Source organism: Staphylococcus sp. HMSC035D11 (genome assembly GCF_001836075.1).
GTDB lineage: Bacteria > Bacillota > Bacilli > Staphylococcales > Staphylococcaceae > Staphylococcus > Staphylococcus hominis.
Genome location: NZ_KV827231.1, coordinates 1 through 23,568 on the forward strand (window position 1 = coordinate 1; position 23,568 = coordinate 23,568).

Genomic DNA, 23,568 nt, shown 5'->3' on the forward strand with positions numbered 1-23,568 from the left:
CTTATCTAGATACTTTATGTCCCGGACTCTTTATTTTAGAAAGAGTTTATGATGCTTAGATTTTTTATCTATGTCTCTTTTTGTTATATTAATTAAGTATTTTATATGTATTAAAGAAAAGAATAGGAAGTGTGATGACATGTCAAATAATAATTTAAATATAGATAGAATTAATGAATTAGCAAAAAAGAAAAAAGAGCAAGGTTTAACAGAAGCTGAAGCAAAAGAGCAATCTAAGTTGCGTAAACAATATTTAGATTCTTTTAGAGAAGGATTTAAACAACAAATTGAAAGTACCAAAGTCATTGATCCAGAAGGTAACGATGTAACGCCGGAAAAACTTAAAAAAATTCAAGAAAGTAAAAAGAATGATCAATAGTTAATAACATTTTAATCATTAACATTATAATCTTATCATTTACTATATTTTTAAGTTATAATATAAAAAAGATGATTAATTCTAGAAGGGAAGTATGTAAGATGTTTAATGAAAAAGACCAATTAGCTATTGATACTATACGTGCATTAAGTATTGATGCAATTGAAGAAGCAAATTCTGGTCATCCTGGTCTGCCTATGGGAGCTGCACCAATGGCCTACACGCTTTGGACTCGCCACTTAAACTTTAATCCACAATCTAAAGACTACTTTAACAGAGATAGATTTATATTATCTGCAGGTCATGGTTCTGCTTTACTATATAGTTTATTACATGTCTCTGGAAGCTTAGAATTAGAAGAATTAAAGCAGTTCAGACAATGGGGTTCTAAAACACCTGGACATCCTGAGTTTCGTCATACAGATGGTGTTGAAGTTACAACAGGTCCATTAGGACAAGGATTTGCTATGTCTGTGGGAATGGCTTTAGCTGAAGCGCATTTAGGTGGTAAATTTAATAAAGATGATATTAACGTTGTAGATCATTATACTTACGTGTTGGCTTCAGATGGAGATTTAATGGAAGGTATTTCTCATGAAGCAGCTTCATTTGCTGGTCATAATCAATTAGATAAACTTATTGTATTATACGATTCAAATGATATTTCACTTGATGGTGAACTTAACAAATCTTTCTCAGAAGATATAAAACAACGTTTTGAAAGTTATGGATGGAACCATATTTTAGTAAAAGATGGCAACAATTTAGAAGAAATTGATAATGCGATTACTAAAGCTAAACAGCAAAATGGTCCTACGTTAATTGAAGTTAAAACAATTATTGGTTACGGCGCGCCAAACGTTAGCGGTACAAATGGTGTTCACGGAGCGCCACTTGGTACTGATGAAAGAAAACTTACATTTGAAGCATATGGATTAGATCCAGAAAAACGTTTCAATGTTCCAGAAGAAGTATATGAAATCTTCCAAACAACAATGCTAAAACGTGCAAATGAGCATGAAGATGAGTGGAAAGAAAAATTAGAAACATATACAGAAAAATATCCAGAGTTAGCTGAAGAATTTAAATTGGCAATCAGTGGTAAATTACCTGAAAATTATAAAGATGAATTACCAAAATTCAGTAGTGATCATAATGCAGCTACTCGTGCAGATTCTGGAGAAATCATTCAAGCAATTAGTAAATCTGTTCCTTCATTCTTTGGTGGTTCTGCAGATTTAGCAGGATCTAATAAATCAAATGTTAAAGAAGCTACAGATTACAATCCTAATACTCCAGAAGGTAAAAATGTTTGGTTTGGTGTAAGAGAATTTGCTATGGGTGCTGCAGTAAACGGTATGGCAGCACATGGAGGTTTACATCCTTATGGTGCTACATTCTTCGTATTTAGTGATTACTTAAAACCAGCATTACGCTTATCTGCAATTATGGGATTGAATGCAACATTTATCTTTACACATGATTCAATTGCTGTAGGTGAAGATGGTCCAACACACGAACCGATTGAACAGTTAGCAGGTTTAAGAGCTATTCCAAATATGAACGTCATTCGTCCAGCAGACGGTAATGAAACAAGAGTAGCATGGGAAGTTGCATTAGAATCTAAACAAACACCAACATCTCTAGTTTTAACTCGTCAAAATCTTCCTTATTTAGATGTAGATGAAGAAACGGTTGAAGAAGGCGTACGAAAAGGTGCATATGTTGTATTTGAAACTGAAACTAAACCTGAATATCTATTACTAGCAACTGGCTCAGAAGTAAGCTTAGCTATTGAAGCAGCTAAAGATTTAGATAAACAAGGTAAAGGTGTAAGAGTCGTTTCTATGCCAAACTGGTTCGCTTTTGAGCAACAAACAGACGAGTATAAAGAATCAGTTATTCCAAAAGAATTAACTAAACGTGTTGCAATTGAAATGGCTTCACCACTCGGTTGGCATAAATATGTAGGCACTGAAGGTAAAGTAATTGGAATCGATGGTTTTGGTGCAAGTGCACCAGGAGACTTAGTTGTCGAAAAATATGGCTTTACTAAAGAAAATATTTTAAATCAAATTCGCACTTTTTAATATTATGATTTAGTCAACATAGAGAGAGCGGGGAATGAATTCAAAATGAGTTCTTTCCTGCTCTTTTTTATTTTGTGCATAGCACTTTATATGAAGTTATTTATAAATATTAGTATTCGTGTTAAACAGTTTGTTAATATAAAAGCGAAGAGGTGTTATTCTAAAACTAACTCTTGAAATCAAGGTAGTTATTTAGTAAAATTCAGTAGGATATAGAAAGTGGGTGAAACAATGGCAACTTGGTTAGCAATTTTATTAATCATTGTAGCACTTATCATCGGACTAGTTGGTGGTTTCTTCTTAGCAAGAAAATATATGATGGACTATTTGAAAAAAAACCCACCTATCAATGAAGAAATGTTACGTATGATGATGATGCAAATGGGACAAAAACCGTCTCAAAAGAAAATCAATCAAATGATGACGATGATGAACAAAAACATGGATCAAAACATGAAGAGTTCAAAAAAATAATAGTTATTAAAGGATTGTATGCCATAAGGGTTTACAATCCTTTGTTTTTGTTGTAAAACATTTTTAGTTGAAGTATTTAAGAAGTATAATAGTATTAAACTTTTAGTTATGTGAATATAAGAAGGTGTAAATTTGGCATATTTAGTTTTTTCCATAGTATTTGCATTGTTTATGGGGATTGTTGTCATAGTTATTCGTATGAAAGCACAAAAGTTCCCTGTAAATGAAAAGAAAATTATTTTACCTCCTATCTTTATGTCGACAGGGGCTTTGATGTATGTTATTCCATATTTTAGATTAACTGGGGCTGAAATTTTAGAATCTATCATTTTAGGTGTGATATTTTCATCTGTACTTATCTGGACAAGTCATTTTGAAGTTCAAGGCGCTGAGGTATATATGAAACGATCAAAAGCGTTTCCAATCATTTTAATTTCACTTTTAATTATTAGAACAATCATAAAAATATTTATTAGTAGCTCTATTGATCCAGGAGAAATCGGAGGCATGTTCTTTTTATTGGCATTTAGTATGATTGTTCCTTGGCGTTTAGCTATGTTATATAAATATAAAAATGTTAAAAAATCTTTAGTCTCATAATAGAGATTAATATTATTAGCTTATCTAAAATTAAATAAAATATTATTTTTTGATATTAAATTGAATTGAAGTTTAGAGCGAGTATGTGAGTTCATTGAGAATTCAATCTCGCTCTTTTTTAAAATTAAAGTATAATGCTTTAAAAAGTAAGGGGAATGTTATGAAAATTATACATACTGGAGATTGGCATTTAGGAAAGATACTTAACGGAAAACAATTTCTTGAAGACCAATCATTTATTTTAGAACAATTTATCCAATGTTTAAAAGATGAGAAACCTGATGTAGTTGTGATTGCTGGGGATATTTATGATACAACTTATCCAAGTAAAGAAACTATTCATCTTTTTGAAAATGCTATTCATACTATTAATATAGATATGAATATCCCTATGATTATTTCTAATGGTAATCACGATGGTAAAGAACGATTGAATTATGGAGCTTCATGGTTTGAACATTCCAAACTCTTTATTCGTACAAAATTAAAACATATGAATCAACCTATCGAATTTAATGATGTACATTTCTATGTACTTCCATTTGCTACTATTAGTGAAGTAAAAGAATTTTTTAAAGATGCTTCTATTCAAACTTATCAACAAGCAACAGAAAAATGTATTAATTATATAGTAGAAAATTTGAATAAAGAGAAAATAAATATTTTAATTGGTCACTTAACGATAAATGGAGGAAAAACATCGGATTCAGAAAGACCTTTAACAATTGGGACTGTTGAAAGTGTTACTAAATCATGTTTTAACGTATTTGATAAAGTGTTATTAGGACATTTACATCATCCATTTAGTATTAAAGATGACATTATTGATTATTCTGGTTCACTGTTACAATATTCATTTTCAGAAATAAACCAGCCTAAGGGATATAAACGTTTAGTGGTTCAAGATAAAAATGAACTATCAACATCATTTGTGCAACTTAAACCTTTAAGAGAGCTTGAAGTGGTTGAGGGCGAGTATGATGAAGTGATTCAAGGACATATTCAACCTAAAAATAAAGATAATTATATACATTTCAAACTTAAAAATATGTCGCATATTAGTGATCCAATGATTCATTTAAAACAACTATTCCCCAATACTCTTGCGCTTAGCAATATTACTTTTGAAAATGAGGGGCCTTTACATCAGACACAAATACAACAACAAGACGACCAAACTATTATTAAGCAATTTTATAAGATGATTACAGATAATGAGATGACCAAGTATCAGGAAGAAAAAATAAATAATTTAATCACTTTGGTATCGAATAAGGAGGTCTAAAATGAAACCAATAAAATTAACGTTAAATAATTTTGGCCCATTCTTACATGAAAAGATAGATTTTACTCAAATTAAAAATGATCAGCTTTTTTTAATTAGTGGTAAAACTGGTTCGGGAAAAACCATGATATTTGATGCAATTGTATTTTCGTTATTTGGAAAAGCTTCTACAGAAGGCAGAAGTGAAGCGGGATTAAGAAGTCATTTTGCAGAGGCAAAATCTCCTATGTGGGTTGAATATGAATTTCAACTTAATGAAAAATATTTCAAAATTATTCGTCAAGGTGCTTTTACTAAAGAGGGAAACACTAGTCAAACACCAGGAAAACTAGATGTGTATGAATATGATTCTAAAAGTGAAACATATGAATTAAGAGAAAGTAAAATCAGTGCTGGAAATCAATATATTAAGTCATTACTAGGCGTTAATGCTGAACAATTTAGACAGTTATTTATTCTTCCACAAGGTGAATTTAAAAAATTTTTAGTATCCAATAGTACAGATAAACAGGGGATATTAAGAACTTTATTTAATAGTATACGTTTTGAGGAAATTCAAAATTTGCTCAAAAATGAAATGAAAGAAGAGAAAAAACAAATTGAAAAAAGATACGATCAAATTAAATTACTATGGGAAGATATTGACGCATTTGATGATGAGCAATTAATTCAATTGAAACAAATCCATCATATAAAAACTCAAGAATTATTGCAGGCTATTCCCAACTTCAAAACGATAGGTCATCAACTCGAAGAACAAAGACTACATATAAAAAATGAGCAAAAAAAACAATTACATTCTATAATAAAACGCATTGATTTAAATAAAAATTTAGAACAACAACTGATTGAATTAGAAGAATACCACCAATTAAAACATCAATTAGATGAACAGATTGAAGACATACAAGCATTAAAAGTAAAATTAAATCGATTAAAAGATACTGGCATGCTATTTAATTTATATAATCAACAACGTTTGAAAGAAGAGAAGTATCAAATAATAAAAACCAAAATAATAGAGACTGAAAATAAAATATCGCAAATAAATAATAAAATAAACATACTTGAAAAAGAACATAAACAATTAAACAAGATGAGTGACTCATACCACTTAAAAAGTGAGAATTTAGAACAATCGAAGCCTTTTTATCATCAATTGGATAAATATCAACAAGCATTTGAAGAGCAAGAACATATTATTCATAATTATAATGAAATGATGGAAGAGCAAGAGCAGTTAATTAATAAAGAACATAAAATGAGTCAATCTATTGATAGCTATAAAATGGATAATAAAGCTATTGATGAGTTGACTGAACAAATATATCAATTACAAAAACAATTAGATGAACAACAAAGTTTAAAAGATAAGTATGAAAAGCAAGTTTCTCTAAAACAACAATATCATCAACATTCAAAAAAGATACAAAATTTAAAAAATGATATTGAAACACTCAATCAACAGTTAGAAAGCATTGATAAACGTAATATTGATTTAAATGATAAACAAACCTTTATTATTGAAATACAGTCAGCGTTACGTATTGGCGATACATGTCCAATATGTGGAAATGAAGTTGAATCTTTAAATCAGCATATTGATTTTGAAACTATTAATCAAAATCATCAATTACTTGATAAACTTTCTGATGAAATTAATGAAAAAAAACAGCATTTAAGTAAAAGCGAAACGACGTGTGAATTACTCTCTCAAAACATATCAGATTTAGGAGAGATAGAGTATGAATCGATTAATTTAGACCAAATCAAAGAAAAGTTACAATGTGCAAAGTCTGAAAAAATACAATTACAACAACAATTAGAAGAGTTAGATAAATTACAACAACAATTTCATGCGTTACAGCAAGAGAAGCATCAGCAGGAACTTAAATTAGAGAAATTAGCTTCTCAAAAACGTCAGAATCAAACTTTAATTCAAGATTTTGAAATAAGCACAGGATATTCAAGTATTGAAACTTTTAAAAATTATTACTTAAGTCTTCGAAAAGAGATTGATGAGTATCATCAACATGTTGATGATACTAATAAAAATATGCAATCATATCAAAATGCGCTAGCTTTAGAAAAAAATAGTGTTGATAATTATTTGACTACGAGTAAAGAACTACAAAACGAATTAGATTATTTTACAACAACTATCCGAAAAGAAATGAAACGATTAGGTTTAGAAAATGAAGATGAAATAAAAAAATTAAAACATGAACTTCAAGATATAGAGCATATTGAAAAAAGAATTAATCACTTCGATAAGGAACAATATAAATATAACGTTGAAATAGAACGATTAACACGTCTTACAAGTGAAAAAGAACTTGAAGATATATCTAATCTTGAAATGCAAAAAGAACATATCGAAGAAAAATATAATCAGTATGTTAATGATGTTGTATCAATACAATATAAAATTAAGAAAAATGATGAAAAATTTGCAAAAATTGAAAAACATATTCACTATTTAGATGAAGAGTTAAAAGAGCAGCAACAAATTTTTAATTTATCTGAGGTTTTATCAGGAAAGAATCATCAAAAATTATCGCTTGAAAACTATGTATTAATCTATTATTTAGAAAGAATTATACATCAAGCAAATATTAGATTAGATATAATGAGCGGGCGAAGATATCAACTTAAACGAAGAGAATCAATATCACAAGGATATAGTGGATTAGAAATCGATGTATTTGATTTATATTCTAATAAGTCAAGACATATTAGTTCATTATCAGGAGGAGAAACGTTTCAAGGATCACTGGCTCTAGCATTGGGATTAAGTGAAGTCGTACAACAAGAATCTGGAGGGATAACGTTAGAATCAATGTTTATCGATGAAGGATTTGGCACACTTGATCAAGAAACTTTAGAAACATCTCTTGATACATTATTAAATTTAAAAACATCTGGACGGATGGTAGGAATTATCTCTCATGTGAGTGAGTTAAAACAACGAATCCCATTAATACTTGAAGTAAATACAAATCAGTATCAAAGTTACACAAAATTTAAATGGAAGTAACAAAAAACATTGGAATATTAATATTCCAATGTTTTTTGATTTATTTATTTGTTTTTAAAAGATCTCGAATTTCTGTAAGTAATACCGTATTCGTATCAATTTCTTCTTCTAGTTCTTCTTTTCTTATAATTGTATTGGCAATCTTAACAAAGATAAATAATGCAAAAGCAACAATAATAAAATCAATAATTGACTGAATGAAAAGACCATACTTAATGCCCCAAAGTTGCCAATCTTTAGCAAAATCGACCGAACCGAACAGTTTACCAATCAATGGCATGATAATATAAGTTACTAAGGATGATACAATTTTATTAAATGCTGCTCCTATAACTACAGCAATTGCTAAATCTAAAACATTTCCTTTAAATGCAAACTCTTTAAATTCTTTTAGCATAGTAATCTCCTATTTATTTGATTTTTATATAATATATCATACAAAACATAAATAAATTAGTAAATATTAAAATTAATGAAATTTGATTAAGATTAAAATGTTTGTTATTATATTAAAGTAGTTTACCGAAAAATTAATTAATTATTTTTATAATTAATTGTGTATTTTTCATTTTGAAAAATTTAATATTAAGATGAAGGGAGTTATATTAGTTATGAATTCTTCTTCTGAATCAAGTAAGAAAGGAAAGAAATTTTCGCCGGTATTTATTTATAGTGCGATTATCGTAGCGATTATTGTACTAATTGGGGCAATTGTACCGGAACAATTCGATTCAATTACTAGTTCAATAAGTGGATGGATTACTGATAAACTTGGTTGGTATTATTTAATACTTACAACTATTATTGTTTTCTTCTGTGTCTTTTTAATTTTCAGTCCAATTGGGAAATTAAAACTTGGCAAACCTGATGATAAACCAGAGTTTAATACGATTTCATGGTTTGCCATGCTATTTAGTGCAGGTATGGGTATTGGTTTAGTATTCTATGGTGCAGCAGAACCTATGTCACACTTCGCAGCACCACCAACTGCTAGTCCAAAAACGACAGAAGCCTTTACTGAATCACTTCGTTCTACTTTCTTCCACTGGGGATTTCATGCTTGGGCAGTTTATGGTGTCGTAGCTCTTGCCTTAGCATACGCTCAATTTAGAAAAGATGAACCAGGACTTGTTTCTAGAACATTACGCCCATTGCTTGGAGATAAAGTAGAAGGACCTATTGGTACGATTATTGATGTACTTTCAGTATTCGCTACAGTAGTAGGGGTAGCTGTATCATTAGGTATGGGTGCATTACAAATTAACGGTGGTTTAAATTACTTATTTGGTGTCCCAAATAATGTATGGGTTCAATCACTTATTATTGTTGTTGTTACAATTTTATTTATTATTAGTGCTTGGTCTGGTCTAAGTAAAGGAATTCAATATTTAAGTAATGTTAATATTGGTTTAGGTACAATATTAATGATTGTTGCTTTAATTGTTGGACCGACTGTATTAATTTTGAACATGTTTACAAGTTCAATTGGTAGTTTGTTCAATACATTCTTATTCAACAGTTTTGATACAGCAGCATTAAATTCTCAAAAAAGAGAATGGATGTCTTCTTGGACACTATATTATTGGGGCTGGTGGTTAAGCTGGAGCCCATTCGTAGGTGTATTTATTGCACGTGTGTCTAAAGGACGTTCAATTCGTGAATTTATTTCAGGTGTATTACTTGTTCCGGCTCTAGTAAGTTTCTTATGGTTCAGTGTGTTTGGCGTATTAGGTATTGAAATGGGTAAAAAACATTCTGAGCTATTCAAGATGTCAGCAGAAACGCAACTCTTTGGCGTATTTAATCATTTACCTTTAGGAATGATTTTATCACTTGTTGCACTTATATTAATCGGTTCATTCTTTATTACATCAGCCGATTCAGCAACATTTGTATTAGGTATGCAAACAACATATGGCTCATTAGAACCATCTAACATGGTAAAAGTAACATGGGGTATTGCACAATCTCTTATTGCCTTCATCTTACTCTTAGCAGGTGGTGGAGATGGCGCAGAAGCATTAGGCGCACTACAAAGTGCTGCAATTATTAGTGCATTACCATTCTCCTTTGTGGTTATACTAATGATGATTAGTTTCTATAAAGATGCTAACCAAGAACGTAAATTCTTAGGATTAACATTACAGCCTAATAAACATAGACTAAAAGAATATATTGAATATCAACAAAAAGACTATGAATCTGATATATTAGAAAAACGTCAAAATCGACGTAATGCAGAGAAAGCAGAACAATAATTAATAAAAAACGCCTAAGACAACTCGTTTGTCTTAGGCGTTTTTTAATATGGTTAGATCGAAATATAAAGACTTTCAAAAAAATCCATATCCAATATAGGTTGATATTGGAGCCAAAAATTCAAAATAAATTTCTATTCTACTTTCCTTTTATTTAATTTAGCGTATTGAAAAAAATTCTCATTTAATAAAAAATACTTATAGTTTAAATGTACTATGATAAGTAATTCTTATATTAACTGATTATAAAACCAAAATTCAAATCACTCAAATTCTAGTGATATATAGTTGTTTTAAAAAACATATAATTATACAATTTAATTAAAGGAATATAATTATGAATGTTTAATATTCAAGGGGGATAATCAAATGGCTTCTAACATTAAAGAACAATCAAAAAAATCATTTGAAGTTCGAGGTAAATCATATACATATTATGATTTAAAAAGTCTTGAAGAACAAGGGTTAACTAAAATTAGTAAGTTACCTTATTCTATTCGTGTTCTACTAGAATCAGTATTAAGACAAGAAGATGACTTTGTTATTACAGATGATCATATTAAAGCATTAGCCCATTTTGGTAAAGAAGGTAATAAAGGAGAAGTACCTTTCAAACCTTCTCGTGTAATCTTGCAAGATTTTACAGGGGTACCTGCGGTTGTTGACTTAGCTTCATTACGTAAAGCTATGAATGATGTAGGTGGAGATATTAATAAAATCAATCCAGAAGTACCGGTTGATTTAGTCATCGATCACTCTGTACAAGTAGATAGCTATGCAAACCCACATGCGTTAGAACGCAATATGAAATTAGAATTTGAAAGGAACTATGAACGTTATCAATTTTTAAACTGGGCTACAAAAGCATTTAATAATTATAATGCTGTACCGCCTGCAACAGGCATCGTACACCAAGTTAACTTAGAATATTTAGCTAAGGTAGTTCATGTAAGAGACGTGGACGGTGAACAAACTGCTTTCCCAGATACGCTTGTTGGTACAGATTCACATACTACTATGATAAATGGTATTGGTGTATTAGGCTGGGGTGTCGGTGGTATTGAAGCTGAAGCAGGTATGCTTGGTCAACCATCATATTTCCCAATTCCTGAAGTGATTGGGGTACGCTTAACTAATTCATTACCTCAAGGATCAACTGCCACTGACTTAGCATTACGAGTAACTCAAGAGCTACGTAAAAAGGGTGTAGTTGGTAAATTTGTAGAATTCTTCGGTCCTGGTGTTACCGATTTACCATTAGCTGATCGAGCGACTATTGCTAACATGGCTCCTGAATATGGTGCAACTTGTGGTTTCTTCCCAGTTGATGAAGAGTCACTTAAATATATGAAATTAACTGGCCGTTCTGAAGAGCACGTTGAGTTAGTCAAAGCTTATTTACAACAAAACAATATGTTCTTTACATCAGATAAAGAAGATCCACAATATACAGATGTAATTCATTTAGATTTATCGACAGTTGAAGCTTCATTATCTGGTCCTAAACGTCCTCAAGATTTAATTTTCTTAAGTGATATGAAAAAAGAATTCGAAAAATCTGTAACTGCTCCTGCTGGAAATCAAGGTCATGGTTTGGATCAAAGAGAATTTGATAAATCAGCTCATATTCAATTTAAGGATGGTTCTGAAACAACTATGAAAACAGGAGATATTGCTATTGCAGCGATCACTTCATGTACAAACACATCGAATCCTTACGTTATGTTAGGTGCTGGTTTAGTTGCGAAAAAAGCAGTTGAAAAGGGATTAAAAGTGCCTGAATATGTTAAAACATCATTAGCACCAGGTTCAAAAGTAGTGACAGGTTATTTACGTGATTCTGGATTACAAAAATATCTTGATGATTTAGGATTTAATCTAGTAGGTTATGGATGTACAACTTGTATTGGTAACTCTGGACCGCTATTGCCAGAAATTGAAAAAGCTATTGCTAAAGAAGATTTACTAGTTACTTCTGTATTATCTGGTAACCGTAACTTTGAAGGTCGAATCCATCCATTAGTTAAAGCGAACTATCTTGCTTCACCTCAATTAGTCGTTGCGTATGCTTTAGCTGGTACAGTTGATATTGATTTACAAAATGAACCACTTGGTAAAGGTGAAGATGGTCAAGATGTATACTTAAATGATATTTGGCCTTCAATTAAAGAAGTCGCTGATACAGTAGATAGTGTTGTCACACCTGAATTATTTAAAGAAGAATATGAAAATGTATATAACAACAATGAAATGTGGAATGAAATTGATGTTACTGACTCTCCATTATATAACTTCGATCCTAATTCAACATATATTCAAAATCCAACATTCTTCCAAGGTTTATCAAAAGAACCAGGTACCATTGAACCATTAAAAGATTTACGTGTAATGGGTAAATTTGGTGACTCAGTTACAACTGACCACATTTCTCCAGCAGGTGCTATTGGTAAAGATACACCAGCAGGTAAATACTTATTAAATCATGACGTAGCTATTCGTGATTTTAACTCATATGGTTCTCGTCGTGGTAACCATGAAGTTATGGTGCGTGGTACATTTGCGAATATTAGAATTAAAAACCAATTAGCACCAGGTACAGAAGGCGGCTTTACAACATATTGGCCAACTGATGAAATTATGCCAATTTATGATGCTGCAATGAAATATAAAGAAGATGGCACTGGCTTAGCAGTATTAGCAGGCAACGATTATGGTATGGGATCTTCACGTGACTGGGCTGCTAAAGGTACTAATTTATTAGGCGTTAAAACTGTAATAGCACAAAGTTATGAACGTATTCATCGTTCTAACTTAGTTATGATGGGTGTATTACCATTACAATTTAAAGATGGAGAATCAGCTGATTCACTTGGTCTAAATGGTAGAGAAGAAATCTCTGTAGATATTAACGAAGATGTACAACCACATGATATTATTAAAGTTCATGCAAAAAAAGAAAATGGAGAAGTGGTTGATTTTGATGTCATTGTTCGTTTTGATTCACAAGTTGAAATCGACTATTATCGTCACGGTGGCATTCTACAAATGGTATTAAGAAATAAACTTGCTCAATAATACAATTATTCGAAAAAGTATTTAAAAATTTGAATGTATTTTGAATCCTTAGATGGCAATCTCATCTAAGGATTTTTTCTTCATTCGTGTCATTGAGCTATTTCAGTAATAAAAGTAGTAAATGGGAATTCTATAGCAATCATCCTTTTTATGTTAATATTGAAAGTGAACTTAATTGGAAAGAGGTACATAAATATGATTTATAGTATGACTGAAATTGAAGCGAGATACCAAGAAACAGATAAAATGGGAGTAATTTATCATGGGAATTATGCTACATGGTTTGAAGTTGCTCGTACTGATTATATTCGTAAATTAGGTTTTAGTTATGCAGATATGGAAAAAGAAGGTATCATCTCACCCGTCGTGGATTTACAAGTTCAATATAAGAAATCCATTTTTTATCCTGAAAAAGTTAAAGTGAAAACATGGGTAGAACATTATTCAAGATTGCGTTCAACGTACTGTTATGAAGTATATAATGAAAAAGGGGAATTAGCTACCACAGGTTCCACTCAGCTATTATGTATTAAAGCAAGTGATTTCAGACCAATTCGTTTAGATCGTTATTTTCCAGAATGGCATCAAGTATATAGTGAAGTCGAAGCATTGAATAACGAAGGTAAGGAATTAGAAGTCACACAACGTAGCGATTTGAATATATAAATATAAGACCATAAATATCTGTAAATATTAGATATTTATGGTCTTTTTTTAATTAGTTGTAGAATAAACAATTTCGTCTTCATGGTCTACTTTTTCAACTAGAACTTCATGATCTTCAAAATACCATAAGTCATCTTCTGAAACTACAACAATTAAATCATTATAATTTTCGTGATAACCTATCTCAACATCATTGCTCGGTTCCACACGAAATGCTGGGCTAAAACCTTGTTTAAGTTGAAATTCTCCACCATACCTCACATAAAATTGTAAGACTTTATTCTTTTCAGGTAAATCTAATTCATTTTTAAACCATTCAACTGCTTCATTAGTCAATTTGATTTTCATTGTAAGAACCATCCTTTATATTAATTATTATTATATTTATAATGCAAAAATTGTTTGAATTAAAACATATTGTTCTCACTATTAAACATGAACCGCTTATCATATTTAATTAATAGAACTAAACTGAATCTTCACATTTGGTGCAAGATCATCCATTTTACATCCATTTGATTTTTGGTTCTTCACCTTTAAAAATTCTAACAATATTAGAACGGTGTCTAAAAATTAAAATGATTGATACAAAAGCACTCATTCCAAATAATATGTAATCATGAATAATTAATGAACCTATCACACAGCTGATTGCCGCAATAATACTAGATAATGACACATACTTTGTTAAATATAAAATTCCAAAGAATATGACCGCTAAAATTAAAAGTAAGATTGGATTAACTCCTAATACAACTCCGGCACTTGTGGCTACAGCCTTACCCCCTTTAAATTTAAGATAAATAGGATAAACGTGACCGATTATTGCAAAAATACCGACAATTAATCCATGTGTGAAGAATGTACTAATTGGTCCCTGCGCATGCACTGAAAACCATAATGGGAAAAATACAGTAATGAATCCTTTAAATATATCTAAAAAAGTAACGATAAATCCAGCTGGTTTTCCTAAAACTCTAAAACTATTTGTGGCACCAGTATTACCGCTTCCAAATTCTCTAATATCTTTTTTAAAAAAAACTTTTCCTATAACATAACCATTTGGAATAGCTCCAATGAGATAGCTTAAAATCAACATGAGAACTATCATCATAATTTGTTTACACATCCCTTATATAATGTAGGTATATTTTATCACAAAGTATTCCTGACAACGATTAAAAATTGAAAAAACGTCTTATATATTAAGTTAAATGTTTATCTTATAGAACTCATACTTGCATTTTAATGCGTTTTATATAAGAATAACTATTGTAAAGTTAAAAAAACGAACGTACGTTTGTAGGAGGCGAACGCATTGGCAACAAAAATGACAAATCATTATTCAGATGATTCGATTCAAGTATTAGAAGGACTTGAGGCAGTTAGAAAACGTCCTGGGATGTATATTGGGTCGACTGATAAACGTGGATTACACCATTTAGTATATGAAATTGTCGATAACTCCGTCGATGAAGTTTTAAATGGTTATGGTAATGAAATTGATGTAACAATCAATAAAGATAATAGTATTTCAGTGGAAGATAATGGGAGAGGTATGCCAACTGGTATGCATGCGTCTGGTAAACCTACTGTAGAAGTTATTTTTACTGTATTACATGCTGGAGGTAAATTTGGACAAGGTGGATATAAAACTTCTGGAGGACTTCATGGTGTTGGTGCTTCCGTAGTTAATGCTTTAAGTGAATGGTTAGAAGTTGAAATTCATCGAGATGGACAAATTTATAAGCAATCTTTTAAGGATGGTGGTATTCCAACTTCTGGTTTAGTGAAAGCGGGAAAAACTAAGAAAACAGGTACAAAAGTCACATTTAAACCAGATTCAAGTATTTTTAAAGCAACAACGGCATTTAATTTTGATATATTAAGTGAGCGCTTACAAGAATCTGCATTCTTATTAAAAAACTTAAAAATTACATTGAAAGATCTACGTGATGGAAAAGAACGTGAAGATGTTTATCATTACGAAGAAGGTATTAAAGAATTTGTAAGTTATATCAATGAAGGTAAAGAAGTATTGCATGATGTTACGACGTTTACAGGTGCTGCAAATGGAATCGAAGTAGATGTTGCTTTTCAATATAATGATCAATATTCTGAAAGTATATTAAGTTTTGTTAATAATGTACGTACAAAAGACGGCGGAACTCATGAAGTAGGATTTAAAACAGCAATGACACGCGTATTTAATGACTATGCACGCCGTATCAATGAACTTAAAGATAAAGATAAAAACTTAGATGGTAATGATATTAGAGAAGGATTAACAGCAGTGATTTCTGTACGTATTCCAGAAGAATTACTGCAATTTGAGGGACAAACTAAATCTAAGCTTGGTACATCAGAAGCGCGTAGTGCAGTAGATTCTGTTGTTTCTGAAAAATTACCTTATTATTTAGAGGAAAAAGGACAATTATCTAAATCACTTGTGAAGAAAGCTATTAAAGCGCAACAGGCAAGAGAAGCGGCTCGTAAGGCACGGGAGGATGCACGTTCTGGTAAGAAAAACAAACGTAAAGATACATTATTATCAGGAAAGTTAACGCCTGCTCAAAGTAAGAATACTGAGAAAAATGAATTATATCTTGTCGAAGGTGATTCAGCAGGGGGATCAGCTAAACTTGGAAGAGATAGAAAATTCCAGGCTATTTTACCTTTACGAGGTAAAGTGATTAATACTGAAAAAGCAAAACTTGAAGATATTTTCAAAAATGAAGAAATTAATACAATTATTCATACAATTGGTGCTGGTGTTGGTAATGATTTTAAATTAGAAGATAGTAATTATAATAGAGTTATTATTATGACTGATGCTGATACAGATGGCGCCCATATTCAAGTGTTATTATTAACATTTTTCTTCAAATATATGAGACCTCTTGTTCAAGCAGGTCGTGTTTTTATTGCATTACCTCCGTTATACAAATTAGAAAAAGGTAAAGGGAAATCTAAAAAAGTAGAATATGCTTGGACAGATGATGAATTGGACAAACTTCAAAAACAATTAGGTAAAGGCTTTATTTTACAGCGCTATAAAGGTTTAGGTGAAATGAATCCTGAGCAATTGTGGGAAACTACAATGAATCCTGAGACAAGAACGTTGATTAGAGTCCAAATCGATGATGAAGTACGTTCTTCTAAACGTGTAACAACATTAATGGGAGATAAAGTTGCACCAAGACGTGAATGGATTGAAAATCATGTTGAATTTGGCATGCAAGAAGATCAAAGTATTTTAGATAATACAGAAGTTCAAATACTTGATACTGAAGAATATGATGAGGAGGAAGTCAATTGAGTGAGATAATTCAAGACCTATCACTTGAAGATGTTATTGGTGATCGCTTTGGAAGATATAGTAAATATATTATTCAAGAACGTGCGTTACCGGATGTGCGTGATGGTTTAAAACCTGTACAACGTAGAATTTTATTTGCTATGTATAGTAGTGGCAATACGTATGATAAAAATTTCCGTAAAAGTGCGAAAACAGTTGGGGATGTTATTGGTCAATATCATCCACATGGTGATTCTTCAGTTTATGATGCAATGGTACGTTTAAGCCAAGATTGGAAGTTGCGTCATGTATTAATCGAAATGCACGGTAATAATGGTAGTATTGATAATGATCCACCTGCTGCGATGCGTTATACAGAAGCGAAGTTAAGTCAACTTTCTGAGGAGTTGGTTCGTGACATTAATAAGGAAACAGTGTCCTTTATACCAAACTATGATGACACAACACTTGAACCTATGGTGTTACCGGCAAGATTTCCAAATCTACTAGTAAACGGTTCGACTGGTATTTCGGCAGGATATGCTACTGATATTCCTCCACATAATTTAGGTGAAGTAATTCAAGCAACATTAAAATATATTGATAATCCTAATATTTCAGTAAATCAATTAATGAAATATATCAAAGGTCCTGATTTTCCGACAGGCGGTATTATTCAAGGTATTGATGGTATTAAGAAAGCCTATGAAACAGGAAAAGGAAAAATTGTTGTTCGTTCAAAAGTAGATGAAGAAGCGTTAAGAAATGGACGTAAACAATTAATTGTGACAGAAATTCCTTATGAAGTGAATAAAAGTTCGCTTGTGAAACGTATTGATGAGCTTCGTGCTGATAAAAAAGTAGATGGTATTATTGAAGTACGTGATGAAACAGATCGTACAGGTTTAAGAATTGCTATTGAATTAAAAAAAGATGTTAATTCAGAGTCTATTAAAAACTATTTATATAAAAATTCTGATTTACAAATTACTTATAATTTCAATATGGTCGCTATTAGTGATGGACGTCCAAAATTAATGGGTCTACGTGAAATTATTGACAGCTATTTAAATCATCAAATTGAAGTTGTAGCTAATCGTACAAAATACGACTTAAATCATGCTGAAAAGCGCATGCATATTGTAGAAGGTCTTATGAAAGCTTTATCTATATTAGATGAAGTGATTGCGCTGATTCGTCATTCTAAAAATAAAAAAGATGCAAAAGATAATTTAGTAAAAGAATTTGACTTTACTGAAGCACAAGCAGAAGCCATTGTGATGCTTCAATTATATCGTTTAACTAATACTGATATTGTTGCACTTGAAGAAGAACATGAAGAATTACAAAAATTAATAGAAGCGTACCGAAATATTCTTGATAACCATGACGCATTATTAAATGTTATTAAAAAAGAACTTACAGAGATTCGAAAACGTTTTAAAACATCACGTTTATCTTCAATTGAAGCGGAAATATCAGAAATTAAAATTGATAAAGAAGTTATTGTACCAAGTGAAGAAGTGGTTTTAAGTGTGACTAGACATGGATATATAAAACGTACGTCTACACGTAGCTTTAATGCAAGTGGTGTGACAGAAGTAGGTTTAAAAGAGGGAGATAGTCTACTCAAATACCAAACTGTAAATACTCAAGATACAGCTTTAGTATTTACAAATAAAGGAAGATATCTCTTTATTCCAATTCATAAAATTGCAGATGTGCGATGGAAAGAGTTAGGTCAGCATGTATCGCAAATTGTGCCTTTAGAAGAAAATGAGAGAATTATAGATGTATTTAACGAAAAAACATTTGATGGTAAAGCATTTTATATTATTGCAACTCGTAATGGCATGATTAAAAAGAGTAATCAATCATTATTTAAAACCACGCGATTTAATAAGCCACTCATTGCAACAAAATTAAAAAATGAAGACGAAGTGGTAAATGTACTTCGCATAACTCAAGAACAAATGATTACTGTTATTACACATAAAGGCATGTCATTAACGTATTCTACAGAAGAACTTTCAGATACAGGATTAAGAGCGGCTGGTGTGAAATCTATCAATTTAAAAGATGAAGATTATGTTATTATGACTGATACTGTTGATCAGAATAATTCAATAATTATGGCTACCCAAAGAGGAGCAATAAAACGTATTGCTAAAGATATATTACAAGATGCCAAACGCGCACAAAGAGGTATTACACTTTTAAAAGAATTGAAAAAAAATCCTCATCGTATTGTAGCTGCATATGTTGTCAGAGATGAAACATACTATACACTTTATTCAGATAAACATGCTGAAACAGGTGAAATTTCTAATATTCATCTTTCTGAACAATATACAAATGGTTCATTTGTAGTTGATACAAATGAATTTGGAAATGTAAAATCAATGATAATAAATTAATATGATTTTAAAATTTTTGTTTTCAAGTAATTCATAAGATGATAAAATTAATTTAATATTTAACTATTTATAACTCACAAGAGATTTATATTGTTGATAAGTATATCAAAGTGATGACATGAAAAACATGTACATTTTGACCTTTAATACTACAATATAAATCTCTTGTAATGTATATCATAACAATAATTTTGATGAGAGGGATTTAATTGAGAGATTTTGATAGTTTAATACCTGATTGGTTTAAATCTGTTGTTCAAGTTGGAAATGATTTAATCTGGTCACAGTATTTAATAGGTTTACTATTGACAGTAGGTATCTTCTTTACTATTAGTTCTAAATTTGTTCAATTACGAATGTTACCTGAAATGTTTAGAGCATTAGTTGAAAAACCAGAAACTTTGAAAAATGGAGAGAAAGGTATTTCACCTTTTCAAGCATTTGCTATTAGTGCAGGTTCCCGTGTTGGAACAGGAAATATTGCTGGTGTAGCAACAGCAATTGTGTTAGGGGGTCCTGGGGCAGTTTTTTGGATGTGGATTATCGCATTTATCGGAGCTGCGAGTGCATTTATAGAAGCAACACTTGCACAAGTTTACAAAGTTCATGATAAAGAAGGTGGCTTCCGAGGAGGTCCAGCTTATTACATAACCAAAGGTTTAAATCAAAAATGGCTTGGTATCACATTTGCTGTGTTAATTACTGTTACATTTGCATTTGTATTTAACACTGTTCAATCGAATACTATTGCTGAATCTTTAAGAACACAATATCATATTAGTCCAGTCATTACTGGTATTATTTTGGCTGTCATTACAGCAATCATTATCTTCGGTGGTGTACGTAGTATTGCAACGTTGTCATCTTTAATTGTTCCAATAATGGCTATCGTTTATGTTGGTATAGTTTTATTTATCTTACTAATGAATTTTGATCAAATCATTCCAATGATTGGTACAATTATTAAAAGTGCGTTCGGAATGGAACAAGTCGCTGGTGGCGCGGTAGGTACAGCGATTTTACAAGGTATAAAACGTGGCTTATTCTCTAACGAAGCAGGTATGGGTTCAGCACCCAATGCGGCTGCTACTGCTGCTGTACCACATCCAGTAAAACAAGGATTACTTCAATCTTTAGGTGTCTTCTTCGATACAATGCTTGTTTGTACAGCAACAGCTATTATGATTTTACTTTACTCAGGCTTAAAATTTGGTGAAAAAGCGCCACAAGGTGTAGAAGTTACACAATCTGCATTGAATGAACATCTTGGTTCTCCAGGTGGTATCTTCTTAACTGTCGCGATTACGCTATTTGCATTTTCTTCTGTAGTTGGTAATTACTATTACGGACAATCTAATATAGAATTTCTATCTAAAAATAAAGCAATTTTATTTATTTTTAGATGCTTAGTTGTTGTATTAGTATTTATAGGCGCAGTTGTTAAAACTGAAACCGTATGGAGTACAGCGGACTTATTTATGGGATTAATGGCCATTGTAAACCTTGTTTCCATTATAGGTCTTTCAAATATTGCATTTGCTGTTATGAAAGATTATATTCAACAAAAACGTGCCGGTTTAAAACCGGTATTTAAACCAGAAAACCTTGAGATTAATTTATTTGGTATTGAATCTTGGGGACGCGAAGATAAAATATCTAAAAAACATTAATAATTTAAATCAACACTTCTTTTCTCCATCTCTTAGAGTAATGCGAGAAAGAAGTGTTTTTTAAAAGAATGACTTTTCAAATATAATGTTTAACTATATAATTTTAATAGTAAAAAAGGATGATAATGATGAGCAAATATCATATTTCAAAAATTTTAAATAATAACGTCATCATATGCATCAATAGTAATCAAGAAGTTATTTTAATCGGTAAAGGCATTGGTTTTAATAAAAAGCCTGGAATGGTCGTAGATGATAATGCTTCTATTGAGAAAGTGTATAAATTAGATCAAAAACAACAACAAGAATATTATAAATCTCTAGTTGAAATAGCTGATGAAGAGGTCTTACAGGCAATTATTGAATCAGTTAACTATATTACAAGTACAACTTATATGAAAGATGATAAACAACTAGTCATTGCCTTAACCGATCATATTACTTTTGCATATAAACGCTTAAAACAAAATCAAATAATTAGTAATCCCTTTGCAATGGAAACTAAACATTTATATAGTGAGGCATATGATATCGCCACACAAGTTATACAGCGATTAAATGAGAAATTAGACGTCACATTTCCTGATGATGAAATAGGTTTTATAGCATTGCATATTGCTTCAAATAAAGAAGATTTACCTATGAGTGAAATATCTTTAATTAATAAAATGATAAGTAAATGTGTATTAATTATCGAAAATGACATAGGGTATCCTGTAAATCCTCGAACTGTTCAATATCAACGATTTATTAGACATATTCAATTCCTAATTCGTCGTTTAAATAAAAAGGAATACGTTCATGCACAAGATGAGTTTATCAATATGGTCAAAACATATTACCCTAATTGTTATAGTACAGCATATAAGATTTCTAAAGTTATTCAAAAAGATCTAGATATTGATATAGATGATTCAGAAATTGTTTATTTAGCTTTGCATATTTATCATTTTCAATCTCAAAATAACACACAAAATTAATAAGCTACATGGTATGATATAATATAGATTATTTTATTTTAGATTAAAGGGTACGGTGAAAATGATATGTCAATGGACCACAAAAAGGTTGAAGGAAAGAAAGCTAATAAGCTAAGCTTTTCTGAAACACGCTTTATGAAGTTTCTGGGTGGTAAAGATTTATTATTTGCGCTAGTTTCATTAGTATTACTTGGTATTACTATATTCATCTTTGACAAAATTTCTTATGTTTTTCAGCCTTTTGTCATTATCTTTAATACTATTGCAGCGCCAATTATTTTATCGCTTATTTTGTATTATTTGTTAAATCCAGTAATTAATTTGATGGAACGTTATAATATTCCAAGATTATTAGCAATTACAATAGTCTTTCTAGTGATTATTGGAGGTGCAACATTAATTATTGATTTATTAATTCCTGTGATTGGTGATCAAATTAAACAACTTGCAAATAACTTCCCAAAATATATTGAAAAATTTAATAGAGCTATTGATAAAGTGACACATATGTCTATTTTATCTTCATTTTATAATCAAATTCAGGAATGGCTTGATTCTACTTCTAAAAAGATTCCATCGTTAACATCAGATTATTTTAGTGGATTTGGAACTAAAATTAGAACATTTGCAGAAGCTATTGTGAATGTCGGTGTTGTGATTGCAACTACACCATTTGTATTATTCTTTATGTTGAAAGATGGAACTAAATTTAGAGACTATACAACTAAAATTATGCCACCTAAATTTAGAAAAGACTATCATGATTTATTAGAAAAAATGAGTGTACAGGTCGGATCATATATTCAAGGCCAAATTATTGTATCATTTTGTATTGGTATTTTATTGTTTATTGGTTATTCGATTATTGGTTTGGATTATGGGTTAGTTCTAGCTTCAATTGCTGCAGTAACGAGTGTAGTCCCATACTTAGGACCAACAATTGCAATTTCTCCGGCAATTATTATTGCGATTATTACTTCACCGTTTATGCTATTAAAATTGATTATTGTGTGGACGTTAGTTCAATTTATTGAAGGTCATTTTATTTCTCCTAATATTATGGGGAAAACATTAAAAATTCATCCTCTAACAATTATCTTTATTTTATTAAGTGCGGGTAATTTGTTAGGTATTGTAGGAGTTATTTTAGGTATTCCTGGCTATGCTATTTTAAAAGTATTAGCTTCTCACATTTTCTTATTATTTAAACGTCGTTACAATAAATATTATGGTGACGATGCAGGTCAATATGAAATTAAAAAAGAAGAACATAAAAATTACACAGAAGCAGAATAAAGCACTATATTAAAAAGCCTGAGACATAATGAGTTGTCTTAGG

At 30.8% G+C, this 23,568-nt stretch carries 17 protein-coding genes; 14 read left to right on the plus strand and 3 right to left on the minus strand.

Going from position 1 to position 23,568, the window contains the following annotated elements; translation table 11 throughout:
- Positions 1–139: 139 nt before the first annotated feature.
- The 6 genes from HMPREF2647_RS03370 (at position 140) to sbcC (ending at position 7,865) form a co-directional block, all read left to right on the plus strand.
- Complete coding sequence (locus HMPREF2647_RS03370; protein ID WP_017174665.1) at positions 140–379, plus strand: DUF896 domain-containing protein; 240 nt, start codon at positions 140–142, stop codon at positions 377–379.
- Positions 380–480: 101 nt separating this feature from the next.
- Positions 481–2,469: a transketolase gene (gene tkt, locus HMPREF2647_RS03375; RefSeq protein WP_049434246.1), complete on the plus strand. Its 1,989-nt coding sequence runs from the start codon at positions 481–483 to the stop codon at positions 2,467–2,469.
- Positions 2,470–2,700: 231 nt separating this feature from the next.
- Positions 2,701–2,943 (plus strand): YneF family protein, encoded by a 243-nt coding sequence (locus HMPREF2647_RS03380; RefSeq protein WP_037541068.1) that lies wholly within the window; start codon positions 2,701–2,703, stop codon positions 2,941–2,943.
- 132 nt (positions 2,944–3,075) lie between these two features.
- Entirely contained in the window at positions 3,076–3,543 is a 468-nt protein-coding gene (locus HMPREF2647_RS03385; RefSeq protein WP_002449105.1) for a CcdC family protein, read from the plus strand.
- A 160-nt stretch (positions 3,544–3,703) separates the two neighbouring features.
- Positions 3,704–4,828 carry an exonuclease subunit SbcD gene (gene sbcD, locus HMPREF2647_RS03390; RefSeq protein ID WP_017174667.1) on the plus strand — a complete coding sequence of 375 codons (1,125 nt, stop codon included), beginning with the start codon at positions 3,704–3,706 and terminating at the stop codon, positions 4,826–4,828.
- Position 4,829: 1 nt separating this feature from the next.
- Positions 4,830–7,865, plus strand: a complete 3,036-nt coding sequence (sbcC, locus tag HMPREF2647_RS03395; RefSeq protein ID WP_070859529.1) for an exonuclease subunit SbcC — start codon at positions 4,830–4,832, stop codon at positions 7,863–7,865.
- Between the two features lie 40 nt (positions 7,866–7,905).
- Here sbcC and mscL read toward each other — a convergent pair whose 3' ends face one another.
- A complete protein-coding gene (mscL, locus tag HMPREF2647_RS03400; protein ID WP_061544423.1) occupies positions 7,906–8,262 on the minus strand; it encodes a large conductance mechanosensitive channel protein MscL in 357 nt (118 codons plus the stop codon).
- 214 nt (positions 8,263–8,476) lie between these two features.
- Here mscL and HMPREF2647_RS03405 point away from each other — a divergent pair, with 214 nt between their 5' ends.
- The 3 genes from HMPREF2647_RS03405 (at position 8,477) to menI (ending at position 13,864) form a co-directional block, all read left to right on the plus strand.
- Complete coding sequence (locus tag HMPREF2647_RS03405) at positions 8,477–10,123, plus strand: glycine betaine uptake BCCT transporter (protein ID WP_061544424.1); 1,647 nt, start codon at positions 8,477–8,479, stop codon at positions 10,121–10,123.
- A 369-nt stretch (positions 10,124–10,492) separates the two neighbouring features.
- On the plus strand, positions 10,493–13,198 hold the full coding sequence (gene acnA / locus HMPREF2647_RS03410) for an aconitate hydratase AcnA (RefSeq protein ID WP_061544425.1): 2,706 nt from the start codon (positions 10,493–10,495) through the stop codon (positions 13,196–13,198).
- A 195-nt stretch (positions 13,199–13,393) separates the two neighbouring features.
- Positions 13,394–13,864, plus strand: coding sequence for a 1,4-dihydroxy-2-naphthoyl-CoA hydrolase MenI (gene menI, locus HMPREF2647_RS03415; protein WP_017174672.1), 471 nt, complete (start codon positions 13,394–13,396; stop codon positions 13,862–13,864).
- 48 nt (positions 13,865–13,912) lie between these two features.
- Here the strand turns inward: menI and HMPREF2647_RS03420 are convergent, their stop codons facing one another.
- Both HMPREF2647_RS03420 and plsY read right to left on the minus strand, forming a co-directional pair.
- Positions 13,913–14,212: a HesB/YadR/YfhF family protein gene (locus tag HMPREF2647_RS03420; protein ID WP_061544427.1), complete on the minus strand. Its 300-nt coding sequence runs from the start codon at positions 14,210–14,212 to the stop codon at positions 13,913–13,915.
- A 157-nt stretch (positions 14,213–14,369) separates the two neighbouring features.
- Positions 14,370–14,978, minus strand: a complete 609-nt coding sequence (plsY, locus tag HMPREF2647_RS03425) for a glycerol-3-phosphate 1-O-acyltransferase PlsY (protein ID WP_048762424.1) — start codon at positions 14,976–14,978, stop codon at positions 14,370–14,372.
- A 216-nt stretch (positions 14,979–15,194) separates the two neighbouring features.
- Between plsY and parE the strand changes: the two genes are divergently transcribed.
- The 5 genes from parE to HMPREF2647_RS03450 all read left to right on the plus strand — a co-directional run bounded on the left by parE (position 15,195) and on the right by HMPREF2647_RS03450 (position 23,525).
- Positions 15,195–17,183: a DNA topoisomerase IV subunit B gene (gene parE / locus HMPREF2647_RS03430; RefSeq protein ID WP_037541070.1), complete on the plus strand. Its 1,989-nt coding sequence runs from the start codon at positions 15,195–15,197 to the stop codon at positions 17,181–17,183.
- Positions 17,180–19,579, plus strand: coding sequence for a DNA topoisomerase IV subunit A (gene parC / locus HMPREF2647_RS03435; RefSeq protein ID WP_019835481.1), 2,400 nt, complete (start codon positions 17,180–17,182; stop codon positions 19,577–19,579). The genes parE and parC overlap by 4 nt, the downstream gene beginning before the upstream one ends.
- A 209-nt stretch (positions 19,580–19,788) precedes the next feature.
- On the plus strand, positions 19,789–21,249 hold the full coding sequence (locus tag HMPREF2647_RS03440; RefSeq protein ID WP_017174677.1) for a glutamine transporter AlsT: 1,461 nt from the start codon (positions 19,789–19,791) through the stop codon (positions 21,247–21,249).
- A gap of 128 nt (positions 21,250–21,377) precedes the next feature.
- Positions 21,378–22,229, plus strand: a complete 852-nt coding sequence (gene glcT / locus HMPREF2647_RS03445; RefSeq protein WP_048762426.1) for a glucose PTS transporter transcription antiterminator GlcT — start codon at positions 21,378–21,380, stop codon at positions 22,227–22,229.
- A gap of 66 nt (positions 22,230–22,295) precedes the next feature.
- A complete protein-coding gene (locus HMPREF2647_RS03450) occupies positions 22,296–23,525 on the plus strand; it encodes an AI-2E family transporter (protein WP_048762427.1) in 1,230 nt (409 codons plus the stop codon).
- Positions 23,526–23,568: the final 43 nt, after the last annotated feature.